Here is a 20,142-nt window from a genome sequence, read left to right as displayed (position 1 = left end):
TATGAAGAATGAGAAAACATTATATCCTGTGAAATCAAAAAAAAGGTATGGGTATATAGATAAGGAAGGCAATGTAGTTATAGAATGTAAATATAATTATGCTGAGGAGTTTGAAGGCGAACTAGCCATAATTGGAATAGAGGAAAAGTATGGATTTATTAATAAAGCTGGAGAGGTTGTAATAGAACCTAAATATGATGAAGTTCAACAGTTTAGCGAAGGATCTGCAGTAATAAAGTTGGAAGGAAAGAAAGGCTATATTAATTTAAACGGTGAAATTATCGTTGAGCCTAAATATGATGAAGCTAACTACTTTATGGAGGGAAGAGCAGCAGTAAAGAATGGATATATGTGGGGATATATAGATGCTGAAGGTACGGAAATAGTGCCGGTAAACTTTTTAGATGCAAGCGACTTTAGTGAAGGGTTAGCAGCAGTGCAAATAGGTGGTAGAATAGCTTATATTGATAAATATGGAAAAGTTATAATAGATGCGATCTATGAGTATGCCCATGCATTTAACGATGGGATGGCATCTGTTTGCGCTAATGGAAAGTATGGCTATATAAACAATAAGGGAGAAATAATTATACCCCTTCGATATAATGTTTGTGGGGAGTTCAATGATGGACTCGCACCAGTTGAAATGAGGGAAAAATACGGCTATATAGATTGCAGCGGCGAGCTTATTATAAAACCTAAGTTTCAATGGGCAGATAGTTTCTATGAAGGCATAGCTGTAATTTGTGAGAATGAAAAATATGGTTGCATTGATAAAAATGGAAGCATTATAATACCCACTAAGTTTGAAGATGTAGATATTATGAGTGAAGGTTTAATAGCAGCTCAAATAGGAGAAAAGTGGGGTTACATAGATTGCGTTGGGGAAATAGTTATAGAGCCAAGTTTTGAAGAAGCATATGAATTTATTGGTGGAATTGCAAGGGTTGAATTAGGTAAAAGAATTGGATATGTTAATAAATTAGGGGAATATGTTTGGAAATTACAATCATAAAATTTTAATGAATGGAAGTTTCTTAAGTCTATTATAATTAAATAAGTATTGAAACCTCTACTGGAAATCCAGTGGAGGTTTTGTTGTATTGATGACAACATTTACTGTATAATAAGACTTACAACACTAATTAGGAGAGATGTAAATGGAAAAGATTGAATTACTAGCCCCTGCTGGAAGTATGGAAAGCGTATATGCAGCAGTGCAAATGAGGGCAGATGCAGTTTATATAGGAGGAAGTAAATTCTCAGCAAGAGCTTATGCTTTTAATTTTGATAATGAGAACCTCGCTCGGGCAGTAGATTACTGTCATATTTATGGAGTTAAAGTATATGTTACTTTAAACACATTACTAAAGGATAACGAATTAAAAGAAATTATGGAGTATGTAGGCTTTTTATATAGTGTAGGAGTAGATGCACTGATTGTTCAAGATACAGGATTAATATACTTAATAAGAAATAATTTTCCTGATTTTGAGCTTCATGCGTCCACACAGATGACGATTCATAATGGCGAAGCTGCCTTGTTTTTAAAAGAGATGGGATTTACTAGGATAGTTCTCTCAAGAGAGCTTAGTTTAAAAGAAATTGATTACATATCTAACACTTTAAAAGTGGAAACAGAAGTTTTTGTTCATGGAGCTTTATGCATATGTTATTCGGGACAGTGTCTTATGAGTAGTATTATTGGAGGGCGGAGTGGAAACAGGGGCAGATGTGCTCAACCCTGCAGATTACCTTATACACTAACAGATAAAAACACTGACAAAATGTATAAGGCATACCTTTTAAGCCCTAAAGATACTTGTACAATAGAAAACTTAAAAGATATAGCTAAAAGTGGCACGTCTTCACTAAAAATTGAAGGAAGAATGAAAAAACCGGAATATGTTGCAGGTGTTGTGGAAATATATAGACGAGCGCTGGACAATATTTGTAATAATAAAATACAAAAATTAGATAAGGATACTAAAGTTTTAACACAATTATTTAATAGAGAAGGGTTTTCAAAAGCTTACCTATATGGTAATAAAGGAAAAGATATGATGGCATATAAAGTGCCTAAAAATTCTGGGCTACCAATAGGCATCGCAAATGATGATTTGTCAGTAACACTTTTAGAGAATGTAGCATTAAAAGATGGTGTAATGTTTTTAGAGGATGGGTTTGCTATTTCAAAAATAATAAAGAATGGAATAGAGGTCGAAAATGCAGTGACCTCCGATAGAGTTTTATTAAAACCAGCTAAATTTAAAGCTGGAGACTTTTTATACAAAATTTCTGATGTTAAGTTAATGGATGATCTTTCAAATAGGTATAAGGATAAATTTAAGAGGAAAATAGAAATAAATCTTTCGATTGAGTTCGCCACAAATAAGCCTTTAAGTATAAGTACAAGTTATATGGGAAAAGGCTTTAATGTTAAGGGAGATATTGTTCAAGAAGCTTTAAATAAACCACTTGAAAGAGAACGTATAACCAAAAATCTATCTAAAACAGGAGATACTCCTTTCAAAATAAATGAAGTGAATTTTGAAAGCTTTGAAGAAGGTTTTGTGCCAATGGCAACATTGAATTTAGTTAGGCGAGAATTAATAGATGACGTTCAAAATTATATAATAGCAAAATATAAAAGAGAAAAAAATAATGTGCAGATTAATTACAATAAAGGACTTAGCCTACAGGGAGAAAAGAATTATTTAGAATTTAATGAGAATAAAAATAACATTATACCTGAGACACTTATATATGTAACAAATGAAGAGCAATTAAAAGCGGTACTTGAAATGGGTTTTGATAATATTGCTATAAATCCTTTTATGAGAAGATGTAACATCAACTTTAATGAGTATGATGTAAATATTTATTTTAAGGTTCCCAATATTATCAAAGAAGAATTTGAAAGTATTTGTGAATTTATTGAGAATAACTTAGGTAAATTAAAAGGTATTATTACGGCTAATCTAGGAATAATTAGTAGATTTAATAAAAAAATCACTGTAATTGGGGATTATAAATTGAATATTTTTAATAGCTATGCAGGAGATTTTTACAAGGATTTTCTAACGGGAACTTGTATTAGTGCTGAGTTAAACCAAATGGAAATCAAGAAAATTGCAACTAAAAGTTCTTTGCCACTGCAAATTATGATTTACGGAAAATATGAGCTTATGGTTAGTGAATATTGTGCTATAGGAAGCGTTTTTGGAAACAAGAGTGATAATAATACCTGCAAAGAGAAATGCATCAAAGGATTGTATACACTTAAAGATAGAATGGGCGCAGAATTTAGTATTGATACTGACAAATATTGTAGAAGCTATATTTATAACAATGTGCCTGTGAATTTGATCTCAAATATGGATGAAATAAAGAAAAATAATATTTCCTCTTTTAGATTAGATTTTATCCATGAAAATTATGAGGAAACTATAGAGGTTCTTAGAAATTATATCAATAAAGAATGGCAAGGAGAATTTAAAAATTATACTAGAGGGCACTATAAAAGAGGAGTCGAATAAATAATAGTAGGCGTTTAAATTTTTTAACAAAGGAAAGATGGTGAATTATTATGAATACAAAATCATTAAAGGTTTTAGAATACTATAAAATTAAAGAAAAAATCAAAGCATACACGCACACTACGGCAGGTAAAGACCTTATAGAGGGTTTGGAGCCTTACACTAATATTTATGAAGTAAAAGAACACTTACAGGAAACTAATGAGGCATTACTGCTTTTATCAAAAAAAGGAAGTGCACCATTTGAAGGTATATATGATGTTCGATCTGCAATAATAAGGGCATCAAAAGCAGCATCACTTATGCCAACGCAGCTTTTGAGGATAGCGCAAATGCTTAGGTGTGCTAGATTATTTCAAAATTATGTTGGTAACAAGTCAGATGAGCAGTCCTCTAGAGTTTTAGAAGATATATGTATTGGGATTGTCCCAATAAAAAAATTAGAAGATGAAATTTTTATAGCAATAATTAGTGATGAAGAAATTTCTGATAGGGCTAGTAGTTTGCTTTTTAGCTTAAGGAAATCTTTAAAAGAGAAAAATGCTTCAGTAAAAGATAAGGTAACTTCACTAGTTAGATCAAATGCAAAATATCTTCAAGAAAGCCTTTATACTATAAGAGGGGATAGATACGTAATTCCTGTTAAAATAGAACATAAGGGTAGTGTGCCAGGAATTGTGCATGATCAGAGTTCTTCAGGGGCTACACTATTCATTGAGCCAATGAGTTTAGTGAACCTAAATAATGAAATTAAGGAAATTATGCTAAAGGAAAAGGCTGAGGTTGAAAGAATTTTGGCTGAATTATCCTATAAGATATATGAAAATATAAATATTGTTGGTAACAATGCAAATATAGTATGGGAATTAGATTTTATTTTTGCAAAGGCAGGGTATGCAATAGAAATTAATGCTATTATTCCAGGGGTTAATGAAGAGGGAGTAATAGATATAATTGAAGCAAGGCACCCTTTGATAGATCCGTTGGTTGTAGTACCTAGTAATATTTATTTAGGAGGAGAATTTACTTCACTAGTAATAACAGGACCCAATACCGGGGGTAAAACAGTAACTTTAAAAACTGTAGGCTTAATTCAGTTAATGGCTATGAGTGGGATTTTAATTCCAGCTAGAGAAGGGTCCATGGTAAGCTTTTTTCATGAGATTTTCGCAGATATAGGTGACGAGCAAAGCATAGAGCAAAGCTTATCTACCTTTTCTTCCCATATGGCAAATATAGTAAATATAATTGAAAAAGCAGATATAAAATCTCTAGCTCTATTTGATGAATTAGGAGCTGGAACAGATCCTACAGAGGGAGCAGCACTTGCTGTTTCGATTCTCGAAAATTTAAGGGCAAGAGGTACAAAAGTAGTTGCGACTACCCATTATAGTGAATTAAAAGGATATGCTTTAAAAACTACAGGGGTTGAAAATGCTTCTGTAGAATTTAATGTAGACACGTTAAGCCCAACATATAGACTGATAATTGGAGTACCAGGTAAATCAAATGCTTTTGAAATATCTAAGAGACTAGGTCTCCCAGATTACATTATTAAAAATGCAAAAGAGAATATTTCTAAAGATACATTAGAGTTTGAAGAATTAGTTCAAAGTTTGCAAGAAAAGAGCATAAAGGCAGAGCGTGATGCTAGGGAAGCTGAAGCTTTGAAGCTAGAAGCTAGTAAGTTAAAAGACAAATACCAGGAAAAATTATATAAACTTGAAAACATTAGAGAAAATGCAATGTATGAAGCTCAAAGGGAAGCAAAGAGACTTATAAAAGATGCCAAGGAAGAATCAGATGTCATTCTTAAAAACATGAGACAACTTGAAAAGCTTGGATATTCCTCTGAAGCAAGGCAAAAGCTTGAAGAGGAAAGAATGAAAATTAAAAATAAGCTTGAAACATTAGATAGACATGTAGAAAAAAGCAATGACGAACTAGGAGAAAAATTAAAAAATGTAAAACAAGGTCAGGAAGTATATTTACCATCTCTTAACCAAAAGGTTATTGTAATCTCAAAACCTGATAAAAAGGGTGAGGTGCAGGTTCAAGCTGGCATTATGAAGATAAATGTCAAAGTGGGTGATCTGAGAGAATCAAAGCTTACGCAGGAAGATAAGAAAAAGGCAAAGATAATTAAGAGAGAAATGAAGCTAAATATAAGAAATGTGTCAACTTCTGTAGATTTAAGAGGTATGGATTCGGAGGAAGCTCTTTATACTGTTGATAAATATTTAGATGAAGCTTGTTTAGGAGGACTTAAAGAAGCTACAATTATTCATGGCAAGGGGACAGGAGTTTTAAGAAAAGCTATTACAGATATGTTAAAGAGGCATGGCCATGTTAAAACATATAGATTGGGAAATTACGGTGAAGGCGGTAGTGGAGTTACTGTAGTAGAACTAAAATAAAGGATGGTTATGATATGATTATTGCAAGTGCTTGTTTATGTGGAGTTAATTGTAAATATAATGGTGGCAATAATTTAGATTTAAGGGTGCTTAAACTATTGAAAGAAGGAAAAGTTATGCCTGTTTGCCCAGAACAGTTAGGGGGACAAGAAACCCCTAGGGCTCCTCATGAAATTGTAAACGGGAATGGTAGAGATGTGCTAGAAGGTAAAGCTAGAATTCTTGGGCCAGAGGATGATGATGTAACTGCAAAGTTTATAAAAGGGGCTTATGAAACTCTTGAAATTGCACAAAACGTTGGAGCTAGTATTGCTATTTTAAAAGCACGAAGTCCTTCTTGTGGAACTCCCCAAATATACGATGGAACTTTTAGTGGAACCAAAAAAAAAGGTAATGGAGTTACTGCGGAGTTATTATTATCCAGGGGTATAAAAGTTTTTACAGAAGAAAATCTAGATGATTTAGATTATAACTAAGGGGGAAATAAAATGAATTATAAAGATGTTTTAAAAGATGCTAGAGGGAATTTAAACAAAAGCTGTAGAGTTTGTCCTATATGTAATGGAGTAGCTTGTGCTGGAGAGGTACCTGGAATGGGCGGAAAAGGAACAGGGGATGCTTTTAAAATTAATATAGAGTCACTGGCAGCTTATAAACTTAATATGAGAACTATACATGATGCAAAAAATCCAGATACTTCTATAGAATTATTTGGAATAAAAATGGATATACCTGTATTTGCAGCTCCCGTATCTGGAACTACTTTAAACATGGGTGGTAAATTTAGTGAAGAAGAATATATATCTTGGGTTATTAGTGGATGCCTTAAGGGTGGTATAATCCCAATGGTGGGAGATACTGCTGTAGATTCTTTTTTTACAACTAATCTTTGTGAATTAGAAAAACAGGGTGGAAACGGCATTGCAATAATAAAACCTTGGGAAAATGCAAACGTTATAGAAAAAATTAAATTAGCAGAAAAAGCAGGCGCATTTGCTATAGGTATGGATATAGATGCTTGCGGTCTTATTACGTTAGCACTTCATGGCAAACCAGTTATGCCTAAAACCGTAGAAGAGATTAAAGAAATTGTTGAATCAACGAAGCTTCCATTTATTTTAAAAGGAATAATGACAGCAGACGAAGCAAAACTTGCGGTGGATGCAGGGGTATCCGCAATTGTAGTGTCAAATCATGGTGGGAGAGTATTAGACCAAACCCCGGGTGTAGCAGATGTTCTTACGGAAATTGCGAAGGAAGTTAAGGGTAAAGTAATTATTTTAGCTGATGGTGGAGTTCGAAGTGGAGCAGATATACTTAAAATGCTAGCACTAGGTGCAGACGCGGTACTTATTGGGAGGCCATTTGTAACCGCATCATTTGGAGGCAAGGCTGAAGGCGTAAAATCTTATATTGATTACCTTAGAGGTGAATTAAAATCAGCTATGGTGCTTACAGGGTGTAAATCTATACAAAATGTTAATAATAGAATTTTATATTAAATTTATTAAAAGGTCACTGAAATATTGTGATCTTTTTAATTCTCTACTCCTTTTAGTAGATTAAATCATCTCCTGCAGAGCTTCACAGCTTCGAGGAAGATGCATCGACAACTTCAGAAGGAGATTTATACTCCCACTTATAGAAGTAGGAGACTTTCCTTCTGGAATGTCGTTAAATTGGCAAAAACATTTGTAAAAGCCTTAGAATCGTAAATGAGAAAACAAAGGAGGAATAAAAATGCCAATATACATACTAGCATCTAAAGAAATATTAGAGCATATAAAGCAATATACAAAGAAAGGTGAAGTAGTTAGGATCTCTACCCCTTTAGAATATAATAATATATTATATAGAGAGATTGTATTTTCTAAGAAATTGTTCGGAAATTTTCGTAAAGAAAATTTGGGATATCTTTATATTAATGAAAAAAATGAAATTGCTACTGAAAAATTTTTACAAGAAAGACTAGCGAAATTAGCTTATTTTTCAGAAATATTTTATAATACAGAAAACAGAGCATGCATAGTAAATTCATTTCAAGATGAATCTACAGTTGAAAAGGATAAGAAAGAGTATAAATTAGTGGCTAAGGGTTTAGAGTTATTAACTAAAGAAGGAGTTGTGGACTCAGAGCAGGTAAAACAAATTGTTACTCAATTGCCTGATATTAGAAAAAAGAATAATGAAACTTTAAAACAACTTATAGATAAATCTCAGGAATTTAAAGAGGAGAAAAAATATTTTAATGAACATATGTTGGAAGAATTATTGCCAACATACAGAGATGCCTTAAGCATAAATTTACAAAAGATAAGATTGGTATATTCTGCAAGCGAATGCTATGAAAATATTAAAAGAATTTCCGAAAATAAGAGAAAACAAATGTCCATTAGGCTTAATCAAAAATTAGCTGAACCCTTAAAAAAGATAATTCATGTTATGAAGTATTTTATTAAAACAGTTAATACCTGTGAAAAAATAAGTGAAATGCAAGACACTGAATATTTCAAGTATTTAGGAACTATTGAAAAAGCAAATGTTGATTATAGAGTAAAATTGAATAGAAGAAAAAAGAACTCCTAAATCAGGAGTTCTTTTTCTTCTATTCAACAGTTATATAAACAGCATCTTCTTCTCTAACAACTTTTATATATTCAACTTCAGGGTCTTCAGTTCCTTGAACATATAATCCAGTGTTTTTCAATTTTTCAACATAATCTACGATTTCTTGAGTTATTCTCTCACCGGGGCAAAGTACTGGAATGCCAGGTGGATAAGCCATCAAGAATTCTCCGCTTATCATACCAACACTATTTTTGATTTCAACAGCAGTGTTTACGCTGTTGAAAGCCTCGCGTGGAATTTGAACTTGCTCTGGAATACTAGGAATATCAATAAAATCAGATTTTATTGTGCCTTTGCCATAGTACTCATTGCTTATTTCTACTAAAGCTTGAAGTAATTGCTCCATTCCATCTTTTGTATCTCCATACGAACCAACGGCTAATATGTTATAAAGATCAGATAATTCCATTTGGATATGATATTTGTTAGATAAAATCATATCCAAGTCATAACCAGTTATTCCTAAATCTCTACAAGTTATTGTTATTTTAGTTGGATCAAAAGCGTAAGCACCAAAACCATCTAAAACCTCTTCGCCAAAACAATAAAATCCTGGGATTTTATTTACTTCATTTCTTACATAATTACATAAATCAATAGTTTTTTCTAAAAGCTGAGTGCCCTCTAATGCAATTTGTCTCCTAGCACAATCCAGTGATGCCATTAGAATGTAGGAAGGTGACGTTGTGTGCATTAGGTTTATTAGTTGTTTAACTCTAGCGGGGTTAACACGCTTTGAATTAACATGTAGCATTGAACTTTGAGTTAATGAACCTATAATTTTATGAGTGCTTTGAGCACAGATGTCTGCACCAGCTTCCATTGCTGACATTGGTAATTTGCTATTAAAATTAAGATGAGGGCCATGAGCTTCATCAACTATAAAAGGAATATCGTATTCATGAACAATATCTGCAATTTTCTTAATATCAGTGGAAACTCCATAATATGTTGGGTTAATTATAAGTACAGCTTTTGCATCAGGATTATTCTTTAAGGTTTCTTCCACTGTTTCTGGGGAAACTCCATGAGCAACACCTATTTTTTTATCTAGTTCTGGTTGCATATAAACTGGAACTGCACCTGATAAAATGATACCACCAGTTATGGATTTATGTACATTTCTAGGTACAATGATTTTATCACCAGATCCAACTACAGACATAATCATAGCTTGAATAGCGCCAGAAGTTCCGTGTACTGAGAAAAATGATGCATCAGCACCATAAGCATCCGCTGCTAATTCTTGTGCCTTTTTGATAGGTCCAGTTGGGTGGTGAAAACTATCAACAAGTTTAAAAACCGTAACGTCAATTTTAAAAGGGTTTTCCCCCATAAAATTTCTAAATTGTTCATCAGCGCCTATTCCTTTTTTATGCCCAGGTACGTGAAAAGGTAAGGTTTCTCTGTCTACATATTCCATTAGAGCATCAAATAGTGGAGTTTCATTTTGATTTAATCTATACAATCTATACACCCCTTTCAAAAGAATTTATATTAGAAAACATTTAAATAAATAACGAGTCAGTATGTTAGACTATTATATCCTAGTCTATTTATTTAAATGTTCCAAATTTTTAAAACTGTTCTTTATAGTATATTCATTCAGCCAATTTATAATTATAAATGATTAGATATATAAATGCAATTATAATCTTCAAATAAAAGATAATCATGTCGTAAATGCTAGGCAATTAAGCTTTTTAGTAGAAATACAGTAATTGAAAACATGAAAAAGTGGGTTATTTGTAAAAAATGCCTTTTATTTGTAATGCATTGATAGTATAATATAATAGACTAAAGATAGATTAGGAGGAATAGAAAGGAAGATAATAATTGTTTGCTTCCTCAGGGGAATATAAGGAGGGTAATATAAAATGTACAAAGAAAAATATAAAAGTTGGATTAATTCTAATTTGATAGACTTGAAGTTAAAGAAAGAGCTAGAGCAATTAGTAGATGAAAAAGAAATTGAAGATAGATTTTATAAGGATTTAGAGTTTGGTACAGGGGGATTAAGAGGTGTAATTGGAGCAGGAACAAACAGAATGAATATACATACCATAGGTAAAGCTACTCAAGGGTTAGCAGATTATTTGAACTCAAGATATAAGGGGAATATATCAGTTAGCATAGCGTATGATTCAAGAAATATGTCTAAGGAATTTGCAATAGCTGCTGCAGAAACTCTTTGTGGGAATGGTATTTTCGTTAATTTATTTGAACAATTAACACCAACTCCAATTTTATCTTATGCTGTACGCGCACTAAAAAGTAAAGCCGGTATTGTTATTACAGCATCACATAATCCTAAAGAGTACAATGGATATAAGGTTTATGGAGATGATGGTGGACAAGTCACTGATGAAGCTGCAAGCCAAATTATAAATTGTGCAGCTAGCATAAAAGATTTTTCTAAGGTTAAAACTATGGAGTTTCATAAAGCTAAAACCAATGGAATGTTAACAATAATTGGAGAAAATCTTTATTTATCATACATTGATAAGGTTAAAAATTTAACTATGAGAAAAGACCTAGTTAAGGAATATGCCAAGGATTTAAAAATAATTTATACTCCTATTCATGGATCTGGAAACGTACCTGTGAGGAGAGTTTTAAAAGAATTAGGATATGATAATGTATTTGTTGTAAAAGAGCAGGAAATGCCAGATGGGAATTTCCCTACGGCGCCATATCCTAATCCAGAAGAACCAAAGGTATTTGAATTGGCGCTTATTATGGCAAAAGACATTAATCCTGACATTATTTTTGGTACGGACCCTGACTGCGATAGGATTGGAGTAGTAGTTAAAGACAAAGAAGGAAAGTATAAGGTTCTTACAGGAAATCAGACAGGTGTATTATTAAGTAATTATATTTTAAGTTCATTAAGTGAAACTAATGGGTTGTCTAAAAATGGCGTAGTAATAAAAACTATTGTTACTACAAATATGGTAGAGAGTATTGGGAAAAAATATAATGTTGAAGTGTTAGATGTACTCACAGGATTTAAATATATTGGAGAAAAAATTAAAGAGTTTGAAAATGCGGGTGAAAAAGAATTTATATTTGGTTTTGAAGAAAGCTTTGGTTATTTAGCAGGAAATTTTGTGCGTGATAAAGATGCAGTAATAGCTGCAATGCTAATTTGTGAAATGACACTCTACTATAAAAACAAAGGCATGAGTTTGTATGATGCTTTGATGGATATTTATAAAGAACATGGATACTACGAGGAAGGTTTAGTTTCAATAGAACTTGCAGGAAAAGATGGCGCAGAAAAAATAGGTAATATAATAGAACATTTAAGACATTCAATGAATGGCTTAATAGGTAATAACAGAATTATAAAAAAAATGGATTATAGAGCTGGTTTAGAAGTGGATTTAATCACAAATAAAGAAAAAATAATTAAATTGCCAAAATCAAATGTATTAAAGTTTGTCTTAGAGGATGGTTCTTGGTTTGTAGTTAGGCCTTCTGGAACTGAACCAAAAATGAAAATTTATTTATCTGTTAAAGGGAATTCATTAGAGAATACATATAAAAAAATAACTGAGCTAAAAGAAAATGTTATGTCAATATTTGATGAAGCAGGCATAAATTAAAAACGTATCGTAGGTAGTTATTAAATGCATAAAAAACCATAATTTTCATTTTTATGATTTTATATGGTTTACAAAACAACCTCAGTATACTATTATTATTAATAGTAACATTTGTAGCATAAATTTTTAAACCAGTAGGAAGGTGTAATCATGGATATTAAAACATATTTTTCTGAAAAATTATCAGTTCTTCTTTTTCTAGAAATAAAAAAAGACAGCAAAATTAATGATTTTGTGATTTTGGAGGACATATATTTCCCAGTGAGAACTAATGAGATAATCCAAAAAGTAAAGAATAAAGAAGATTTCGATAATATACCAGTTAATCTATTTATAGAAGGGATGTTCTATGTTTTAGGAGCAGATGAACTTTTTAAATACAATAAAGAGTATAAACAAATTATAAATACTATTCCAAATTCAATAGGATTTATTAAGGGCGTGATATTTAAAGAAATTCAGAATGAAAAGTACGAAGAAGCATTTATCTTCTTAAAAGGATTGTTAACTATAGAAGAAAACAAAGATAATTACGATAAGATTTTTTTGTTAGTTGATAAATTAAGAGCTACAAATAGTATATTCAAGGATGAGCAACTAAAACTTGTAGAAAAAGCTAAACAAATCACTAATTACAGTAATCCATATTTATATGAGGCGCTAGTTTTAAATAGTGAAAGTAAACATGAATTAGCATTAATAGCAATAAGCAATTATACTATAAATGGTGGAGAACAAACGGAAGCGGTTATTGAACTTAAAAACGATTTGGAAACCATAACAAATTTTCAAAAAGCGAAAGATTTAGTATCTAATAACCCTAAAGGTGCACTTGAAATTTTTATTCCTTTAATGGAACAATTAGGAGATAGAGCAGATATATATTATCACACTGCTGTAGCATACAGGAATTTACAAAATTATGAGAAGGCTATATACTATTTAAACGAAGCACAAGCAATTGACAACGATTTGATAGAGGTAGTAAATGAATTTGGTATTAACTATGCTTGTCTTGAAAATTACGAAGCAGCTATTCAATATTTTAGGAAAGCATTTGAGGTTACAAAGTCTATAGAGATATGTACAAATCTTGTTATGTGTTATTTAAATGTTGAAAACTTTGCGCAGGCGAGAATACATTTAGATATGGCTAAAAAAATAGATCCACAAGATGAAATTGTAATGCAACTAGAAAATCAATTGGCGGAGGGTAAATAATGGAGTTAGTGGAGTATTTTAATATTATAAAAAAGAGGTTACTGTTAGTAATTTTAGTAACAATAGGAGCAGCGGTGCTTAGTGGGGTTTTAAGCTATTTTGTTATTACACCTAGTTATAAATCTGATATATCGGTAATAATTGGAAAACCAGAAAGTAAATCTGCGGCGCCGCAGGATAGTTATAATGATGTAATTATGTATCAAAAATTAGTCAAAACTTATAGTGAATTTTCTAAATCACGAAAAGTTTCAGAACATGTCATTAAAGCACTTAAGTTAAATATAGAGCCTAATCAGCTTCAAGGAATGATATCAGTAGCACCTAAAGGAGATACTGAATTTTTAACGATAACAGTTAAATCTAAGGATCCCAAAGAAGCTATGAACATTGCTAATCAGTTAGCGAAGTCATTAAAATACATAAGTAACGATGTCAAAAAAGTGGATAATGTACAACTTTTAGATGAAGCACTACAACCTACAAGACCAGATAGTCCAAATTCAAAGTTAAACATAGCAATTGCATTTTTTATTGGACTTATGGTTTCGCTTGGAATAGCATTTTTATTGGAGTACTTAGATAACACTGTAAAAAGCCAAGAGGACATAGAAAAATTAACTGGGTTACCAGTTATAGGTATTATTCCTTTAACTCAAGATAAAAAATAGGAGGGTGAGAATATGTTAAAAAAATTAGTAACATTAAGAAATCCAAAATCTAGAACGGCAGAAGCTTTTAGAACGTTAAGAACAAATATTCAATTCTCTTCCTTGGATAAAGAATATAAATCCATAGTAGTTACTTCATCTGGCGTTGGAGAAGGTAAAAGTACAGTAATGTCAAATTTAGCTATAACTATGGCTGAAAGTGGTAAAAATGTTATTCTTGTAGATTGTGATTTTAGAAAACCTTCAATCCACAAGAAAATGGGAATTACCAATTCTGTAGGATTAACAAATATATTAGTTCAAGGTGTGAAAAAAGAGGAATGTGTTGTTAAGTCAACTGTTAATAATCTTTTTATACTAACTAGTGGTCCGGTGCCCCCAAATCCAGCAGAATTATTAGGAAGTAAAAAAATGCGGGACTTTATTGAAGTGCTAAAAAGTGAATTTGATTTAGTTCTTATTGATGCACCACCAGTTCTTGCGGTAACGGATGCACAAATTATATCTACAATAGTAGATGGCGTGATTTTTGTAGCTTCATATGGTGAGGCTCAAAAAAAAGCATTGGTAGATGCGAAACAATTGATTGATAAGGTTGGTGGAAAGATACTGGGAGTTGTATTTAATAAAGTTCCTCAATCTGTAAGCGGTTATTATGGAAAATATTATAAGGGCTATTATGGAAATGAAAACTAAAGGTTTAAAAGGTGTAAATTTATGATAGATTTTCATAGTCATATAATATATGCTATTGACGATGGATCAAAAAACTTAGACATGTCCATAGAAATGTTGAAAACAGCAGATAGTGAAGGTGTAGAATATATTTGTGCTACTCCTCATTTTATAACTGAAGAATTTGAATTTAGTCACGAGGAATATATTGAAAAAATAGATAGATTAGTTTTAGCCTCTAGGGAAGAAAATCTTAATATTAAGATTTTATCTGGACTAGAAATTTATATGCACCCCGATTTGCCAAAACTCTATAAAGAAAAGAAGATTTGGGGAATTAACGACTCGGAATATCTACTTATTGAGCTTCCTATGGGGCAGTTTCCTCTGTACACTGAAGATGTATTTTATGAGTTAATGTTACTTGGGGCAAAACCCATTTTAGCACATCCAGAGAGAAATCTTAGGATTATGAAAAATTATGATTTAGTTATTAATTTAATTAACCAAGGGGTATTGATGCAAATAAATTCTGGTAGTTTATTAGGTGATTATGGTAAGGAAGTTAAAAAAACAGCTGAAGAATTTGTAAAAAGGAACATGATACATTTGGTGGGTAGTGACGGACATAATATTACGAGCAGAAAAACGAAGATAAAAGAAGCTTATGCAATTATAAAACATAAAAATCAAGCTGTATATAACTGGATTGCTGAAAATCAAACTAACATTATTAATAATGTTTCCTCATTGGAAGTCTTAGAAATAAAACTTAAAAAAGAAAAAGGCAAGATTTCATTTTTAAGTTTTATCAAATGAATTTTGAGAAATAAGGTTGAAATATAGAAATGCATTATTTGAGGGGAGAAACACTATGAGAGTAAAAAAAGCTATAATTCCAGCAGCGGGGCTTGGTACAAGATTTTTGCCAGCAACAAAGGCACAACCAAAAGAGATGTTACCAATTGTTGATAAACCAACAATACAGTATATTATAGAGGAAGCGGTTGCGTCTGGGATTGAGGAAATATTAATTATAACAGGAAGAAATAAAAGAGCAATCGAAGATCATTTTGATAAGTCGATTGAACTTGAACAACAATTAGAGAAGAACGGTAAGGAAGATACCTTAACAATGGTTAGGGATATATCTAATATGGCAAACATTTATTACATACGTCAGAAAGAACCTAAAGGACTAGGTCATGCTATAGGTTGTGCAAAAACCTTTGTGGGGAACGAACCTTTTGCTGTAATGTTGGGCGATGATGTGGTGGATAGTGAAGTACCTTGTTTAAAACAACTCATAGATTGCTACGGCAAATATGAAACTTCAATTTTAGGAGTTCAAAAGGTTCCTTTAAGTGAAGTTAGCAAATATGGCATAGTAAAGGGAACTTCAGTAGAAGATAGAGTTTATAAGGTTGAAGATGTTATTGAAAAGCCTAACGCATCCGAAGCACCATCAAACATAGCAATACTCGGAAGATATATTATAACACCTAGAATATTTGATATTTTAGAAAATACAAAGCCTGGTAAGGGTGGGGAAATTCAACTTACAGATGCTTTAAAAACTTTAATAGCAGAGGAAAATATGTATGCTTATAATTTTGATGGCAGAAGATATGATGTAGGGGATAAAGAAGGATTTTTAGAAGCAAATGTAGAATATGCACTTAAAAGAGATGATCTTAAAGAAGCATTTATGAAATATCTCCTAACTATTAAGGATAACGATACCTTTAAAGAAATTTATAATAAATGTAGTAATAATTTATAACAGAGAGTATTAGTAAAAAGCCAAGTGAAACTGGCTTTTTTTTATTTGGTGCGCTCAGTATTGGGGATGAACCAAGTAAATTTATTAGAAAATAGATTACTTGATTTTTAAGAAATTTTAAATAAATAGTTAATAAACTCCCATAGATTGAACAAATAGAAATATTTGGGGTAAAATATTATATGCTAGTATAAAAAATATATTGAGAGGTTTTGGGTAGGAACTTATAATGTGGTAAAATGTAGCCATGAAGCTGTTGATAAAAGATTTGTCAAAATTATATGATCTAAGGCTATAGGAGGTAACAAAATGTTTCAATTTAAAGAGGAGTTATTATTAAAATTGAAAAATAAAACAGCTAAACTTGGTGTAGTAGGCTTGGGTTATGTGGGATTGCCATTAGCTGTAGAAAAGGCTAAAGTAGGATATGAAGTAATAGGGTTTGATGTTCAAGATCAAAAGGTTCAAATGGTAAATGAGGGACACAATTACATTGGTGATATTGTAGATTCAGATTTACTTAGATTAGTACAAGAAGGAAAACTTAAAGCTACCACAGACTTTAGCTTTGTTAAGGATGTTGATACAGTGTGTATTGCAGTCCCTACGCCACTAGATTTATATAAGCAACCGGATTTATCATATGTAGTGGAATCAACTAGAAGTGTAGCTAAGTATTTACATAGGGGGATGTTAGTAGTACTCGAAAGCACTACATACCCAGGAACAACGCAGGAAGTACTAAAACCAATACTTGAAGAATCAGGTTTAAAATGTGGAGTAGATTTTTTCTTGGCATTTTCTCCAGAGAGAGTTGATCCAGGGAATAAGCAGTTTAATACAAAAAACACCCCAAAGGTAGTTGGAGGATGTACTCCTAATTGTACTGAAGTAGCAGGAATGTTGTACAGAAGTGTACTAGAGGGAGAAATATTGGAAGTGTCTTCTCCAGCAGTGGCTGAAATGGAAAAAATTCTTGAAAATACTTTTAGAAATGTAAATATAGCACTAGCTAATGAAATGGCTATTCTGTGTAAAAGGATGAATATAGATGTTTGGGAAGTAATAGATGCAGCTAAAACTAAGCCTTATGGATTTATGCCATTCTACCCAGGCCCAGGGATTGGTGGACACTGTATACCACTTGATCCATTTTATCTAGAGTGGAAAGCAAAAGAGTATGATTATCATACAAAATTAATAGAAGCGTCGGGTATAATTAACGATTATATGCCTGAATTTGTGCTTGAAAATGTTATGAAACTTTTAAATGGTAATAAAAAGGCACTAAACGGAGCAAAAGTTCTCCTTATGGGTGTAGCTTACAAGAAAGACATAGATGATGTGAGAGAATCACCAACATTAAAGGTTATTGATCAATTAGAAAAAAATGGTGCGGATATAATTATAAATGATCCATTTATTAAAAAATTCACACACAAGGGTAAAGAATATGTATCTGTAACTTGGGAATATGAAATAAAAAATGCGGATATAGTAGTAATAACCACAGATCATAGTGGTTATAATTATGAAAAAATTGTGGAAGAAGCTAGCTTACTATATGATACTAGAAATGCTACAAAGCATGTTGTAAATAATAGAGAAAAGATAAATAAACTCTAAATAATGCATGCAAGCATTGTAAAATATTTTATAATATTGCATGCCAAAATCCTAGGAAGGCACCTTTAAGAGTAATTGCAAGGAGGGGTTTAAATGAAAAAATTAAAAATTGCAATAATAGGATGTGGAAGAATAGCATACAAACACGTGGAGGCTATAACACAAAATAAAACAGAAGTTGAACTTGTAGCAGTTTGCGATGTGTTAGAAGTTAATGCTAATTCCAAAAGAGATGAGTATATAGAAGCAATAGGTGAAAATTCAGATGTAAAAGTTTATATAGATTATAAAGAAATGCTTGAGAAAACTGATATTGATATGGTTTCTATAGCTACTGAAAGTGGGTATCATCCAGAAATAGCTATATATTGCATGAATAGTGGGAAACATGTAATTGTTGAAAAACCAATGGCATTATCTATTCAAGATGCTGATAGAATGATTAAATGCTCAAGAGAAAATAATGTAAAGCTTTGTGTTAGTCACCAAAATAGGTTTAATGAGCCAATAAGAAAACTTAGAGCTGCAGTCGACAAAAACAGGTTTGGAAAATTAGTTAATGGAACAGCAAGAATTCTTTGGAATAGAAATATGGAATATTACACGCAAGCACCTTGGAGAGGAACGTGGAGCCTGGATGGTGGTACTTTAATGAATCAATGTATTCACAATATTGATTTATTACAATGGATGATGGGTGGAGAAATAGATACGGTTTATGCTCAGTGTGGTACTTTCCTTCGAGATATAGAAGGTGAGGATTTTGGAGCAATAATTATAAGATTTATAAATGGAGCTATAGGTATAGTTGAAGGATCGGCTTGTGTATATCCTAAAAACTTGGAAGAAACATTGAGCATTTTTGGTGAAACTGGTACTGTTTCTATCGGAGGCATTGCAGTTAATTCAATAGAAACTTGGAGATTTGCTGATAATAAGGATACTGAGCAGGAAATATTAATGCAGCAAAAGGGAAATCCAGATTCAGTATATGGCTTCGGACATACCCCCTTATTTAAAAATATGATAGATGCTATAAATATGCATAGAGAACCGCTTATAAATGGCGAAGAAGGAAAAAAAGGTATGTCTATTATACTTGCAGCTTATAAATCAAGACTTACAGGTCTCCCAGTTAAATTTCCAATGGGGGATTTCTCAACACTCGAAATGAAAAAATAATTTTGAAGATATTATATGAAAAGAGGGTATTTTTATGAATTATGTTTCAGAAAAAAGCAAAATTGGCAATAATGTAACAATGGGACATTTTGTGGTAGTAGAAGATAATGTAGTAATAGGTGAAAATTGTATTATAGGAAGTAATGTAGTTATTCACATAGGAACTGTTATAGCAGATAATGTTAGAATAGATGATAATACGGTAATAGGTAAACAACCTATGAGATCAGTAAACAGTATATTCAAAAGTGAGGAAAAATTGCTTCCAGCTGAAATAAGTGAAGGTTGCATTATAGGGGCAGGAGTGATTATTTATTGTGGATGCGCAATTGCAGAAAAAACACTTATTGCTGACACTGCTGTAATAAGAGAAAATGTAATTGTAGGTTCAAAAACAATTATCGGCCGTGCAGCAACTATTGAAAATTTCTGTAAGGTTGGTTCTAATTGCAAAATACAGACTAATGTATATTTAACAGCTTATTCAGAAGTTGAGGATTATGTATTTATTGCGCCATGTGTTACAACCTCTAATGATAATTATGCAGGCAGATCAAAAGAAAGATTTGGAAAGTTCAAAGGGGTAACTATAAAAAAAGGTGGTAGAATTGGAGCAGGAGCAGTTATCCTGCCAGGTATTGCTATACATGAAGATGGTTTTGTGGCAGCAGGTAGTGTGGTCACAAAAGACGTGGAAGCAGGTAAAATCGTAGTTGGTAATCCAGCTAAAGTGCTTCGATCTGTACCAGAGGATCAATTGCTTAAAAATCAATAAAAGGAAGCAAAAGGTGA

Annotated in this window: 16 protein-coding genes; 15 read left to right on the top strand and 1 reads right to left on the bottom strand. The window is 32.0% G+C overall.

Features of this window, described 5'->3' with window-relative positions; genetic code table 11:
- Nucleotide 1 precedes the first annotated feature (1 nt).
- The 6 genes from KTC92_RS04400 (at nt 2) to KTC92_RS04375 (ending at nt 8,542) form a co-directional block, all read left to right on the top strand.
- A complete protein-coding gene (locus KTC92_RS04400) occupies nt 2–1,015 on the top strand; it encodes a WG repeat-containing protein (protein WP_216303559.1) in 1,014 nt (337 codons plus the stop codon).
- A 145-nt stretch (nt 1,016–1,160) separates the two neighbouring features.
- The gene (locus KTC92_RS04395; protein WP_220286806.1) at nt 1,161–3,539 is read left to right on the top strand and encodes a DUF3656 domain-containing protein; all 2,379 of its coding nucleotides are present in this window, start codon (nt 1,161–1,163) and stop codon (nt 3,537–3,539) included.
- Between the two features lie 50 nt (nt 3,540–3,589).
- Nucleotides 3,590–5,956, top strand: a complete 2,367-nt coding sequence (locus KTC92_RS04390; protein ID WP_216303557.1) for an endonuclease MutS2 — start codon at nt 3,590–3,592, stop codon at nt 5,954–5,956.
- 14 nt (nt 5,957–5,970) lie between these two features.
- The gene (locus tag KTC92_RS04385; protein ID WP_165413608.1) at nt 5,971–6,432 is read left to right on the top strand and encodes a DUF523 domain-containing protein; all 462 of its coding nucleotides are present in this window, start codon (nt 5,971–5,973) and stop codon (nt 6,430–6,432) included.
- 12 nt (nt 6,433–6,444) lie between these two features.
- Complete coding sequence (locus tag KTC92_RS04380) at nt 6,445–7,458, top strand: alpha-hydroxy-acid oxidizing protein (RefSeq protein ID WP_216303555.1); 1,014 nt, start codon at nt 6,445–6,447, stop codon at nt 7,456–7,458.
- Between the two features lie 238 nt (nt 7,459–7,696).
- Nucleotides 7,697–8,542 carry a hypothetical protein gene (locus KTC92_RS04375; protein ID WP_220286807.1) on the top strand — a complete coding sequence of 282 codons (846 nt, stop codon included), beginning with the start codon at nt 7,697–7,699 and terminating at the stop codon, nt 8,540–8,542.
- A 19-nt stretch (nt 8,543–8,561) separates the two neighbouring features.
- Here KTC92_RS04375 and KTC92_RS04370 read toward each other — a convergent pair whose 3' ends face one another.
- Nucleotides 8,562–10,052 carry an aminotransferase class I/II-fold pyridoxal phosphate-dependent enzyme gene (locus tag KTC92_RS04370; protein ID WP_165413611.1) on the bottom strand — a complete coding sequence of 497 codons (1,491 nt, stop codon included), beginning with the start codon at nt 10,050–10,052 and terminating at the stop codon, nt 8,562–8,564.
- A gap of 409 nt (nt 10,053–10,461) precedes the next feature.
- On the opposite strand from KTC92_RS04370, the gene KTC92_RS04365 reads away from it, so the two are divergent.
- The 9 genes from KTC92_RS04365 to KTC92_RS04325 all read left to right on the top strand — a co-directional run bounded on the left by KTC92_RS04365 (nt 10,462) and on the right by KTC92_RS04325 (nt 20,125).
- Complete coding sequence (locus KTC92_RS04365; protein WP_220286808.1) at nt 10,462–12,192, top strand: phospho-sugar mutase; 1,731 nt, start codon at nt 10,462–10,464, stop codon at nt 12,190–12,192.
- A 150-nt stretch (nt 12,193–12,342) separates the two neighbouring features.
- Nucleotides 12,343–13,413: a capsular biosynthesis protein gene (locus KTC92_RS04360; protein ID WP_220286809.1), complete on the top strand. Its 1,071-nt coding sequence runs from the start codon at nt 12,343–12,345 to the stop codon at nt 13,411–13,413.
- Nucleotides 13,413–14,084, top strand: a complete 672-nt coding sequence (locus tag KTC92_RS04355; protein ID WP_220286810.1) for a YveK family protein — start codon at nt 13,413–13,415, stop codon at nt 14,082–14,084. Before KTC92_RS04360 ends, KTC92_RS04355 begins: the two co-directional genes overlap by 1 nt.
- A 12-nt stretch (nt 14,085–14,096) precedes the next feature.
- Nucleotides 14,097–14,780, top strand: a complete 684-nt coding sequence (locus tag KTC92_RS04350) for a CpsD/CapB family tyrosine-protein kinase (RefSeq protein ID WP_165413615.1) — start codon at nt 14,097–14,099, stop codon at nt 14,778–14,780.
- Nucleotides 14,781–14,801: 21 nt separating this feature from the next.
- Entirely contained in the window at nt 14,802–15,578 is a 777-nt protein-coding gene (locus tag KTC92_RS04345; RefSeq protein ID WP_216303550.1) for a tyrosine-protein phosphatase, read from the top strand.
- Nucleotides 15,579–15,633: 55 nt separating this feature from the next.
- Nucleotides 15,634–16,542 carry a UTP--glucose-1-phosphate uridylyltransferase GalU gene (gene galU, locus KTC92_RS04340; protein WP_216303549.1) on the top strand — a complete coding sequence of 303 codons (909 nt, stop codon included), beginning with the start codon at nt 15,634–15,636 and terminating at the stop codon, nt 16,540–16,542.
- Nucleotides 16,543–16,851: 309 nt separating this feature from the next.
- The gene (locus KTC92_RS04335; RefSeq protein WP_216304330.1) at nt 16,852–18,168 is read left to right on the top strand and encodes a nucleotide sugar dehydrogenase; all 1,317 of its coding nucleotides are present in this window, start codon (nt 16,852–16,854) and stop codon (nt 18,166–18,168) included.
- A 93-nt stretch (nt 18,169–18,261) separates the two neighbouring features.
- Nucleotides 18,262–19,350, top strand: a complete 1,089-nt coding sequence (locus tag KTC92_RS04330; RefSeq protein WP_220286811.1) for a Gfo/Idh/MocA family protein — start codon at nt 18,262–18,264, stop codon at nt 19,348–19,350.
- A gap of 34 nt (nt 19,351–19,384) precedes the next feature.
- Complete coding sequence (locus KTC92_RS04325; RefSeq protein ID WP_220286812.1) at nt 19,385–20,125, top strand: N-acetyltransferase; 741 nt, start codon at nt 19,385–19,387, stop codon at nt 20,123–20,125.
- The last annotated feature ends 17 nt before the right edge of the window (nt 20,126–20,142 follow it).

Source organism: Clostridium sp. CM027, from assembly GCF_024730565.1.
GTDB classification, from domain to species: Bacteria; Bacillota; Clostridia; order Clostridiales; family Clostridiaceae; genus Clostridium_AD; species Clostridium_AD estertheticum_B.
The sequence above is the reverse complement of the archived record's forward strand: the minus strand, read 5'-3'. Positions and strand labels throughout refer to the sequence as shown.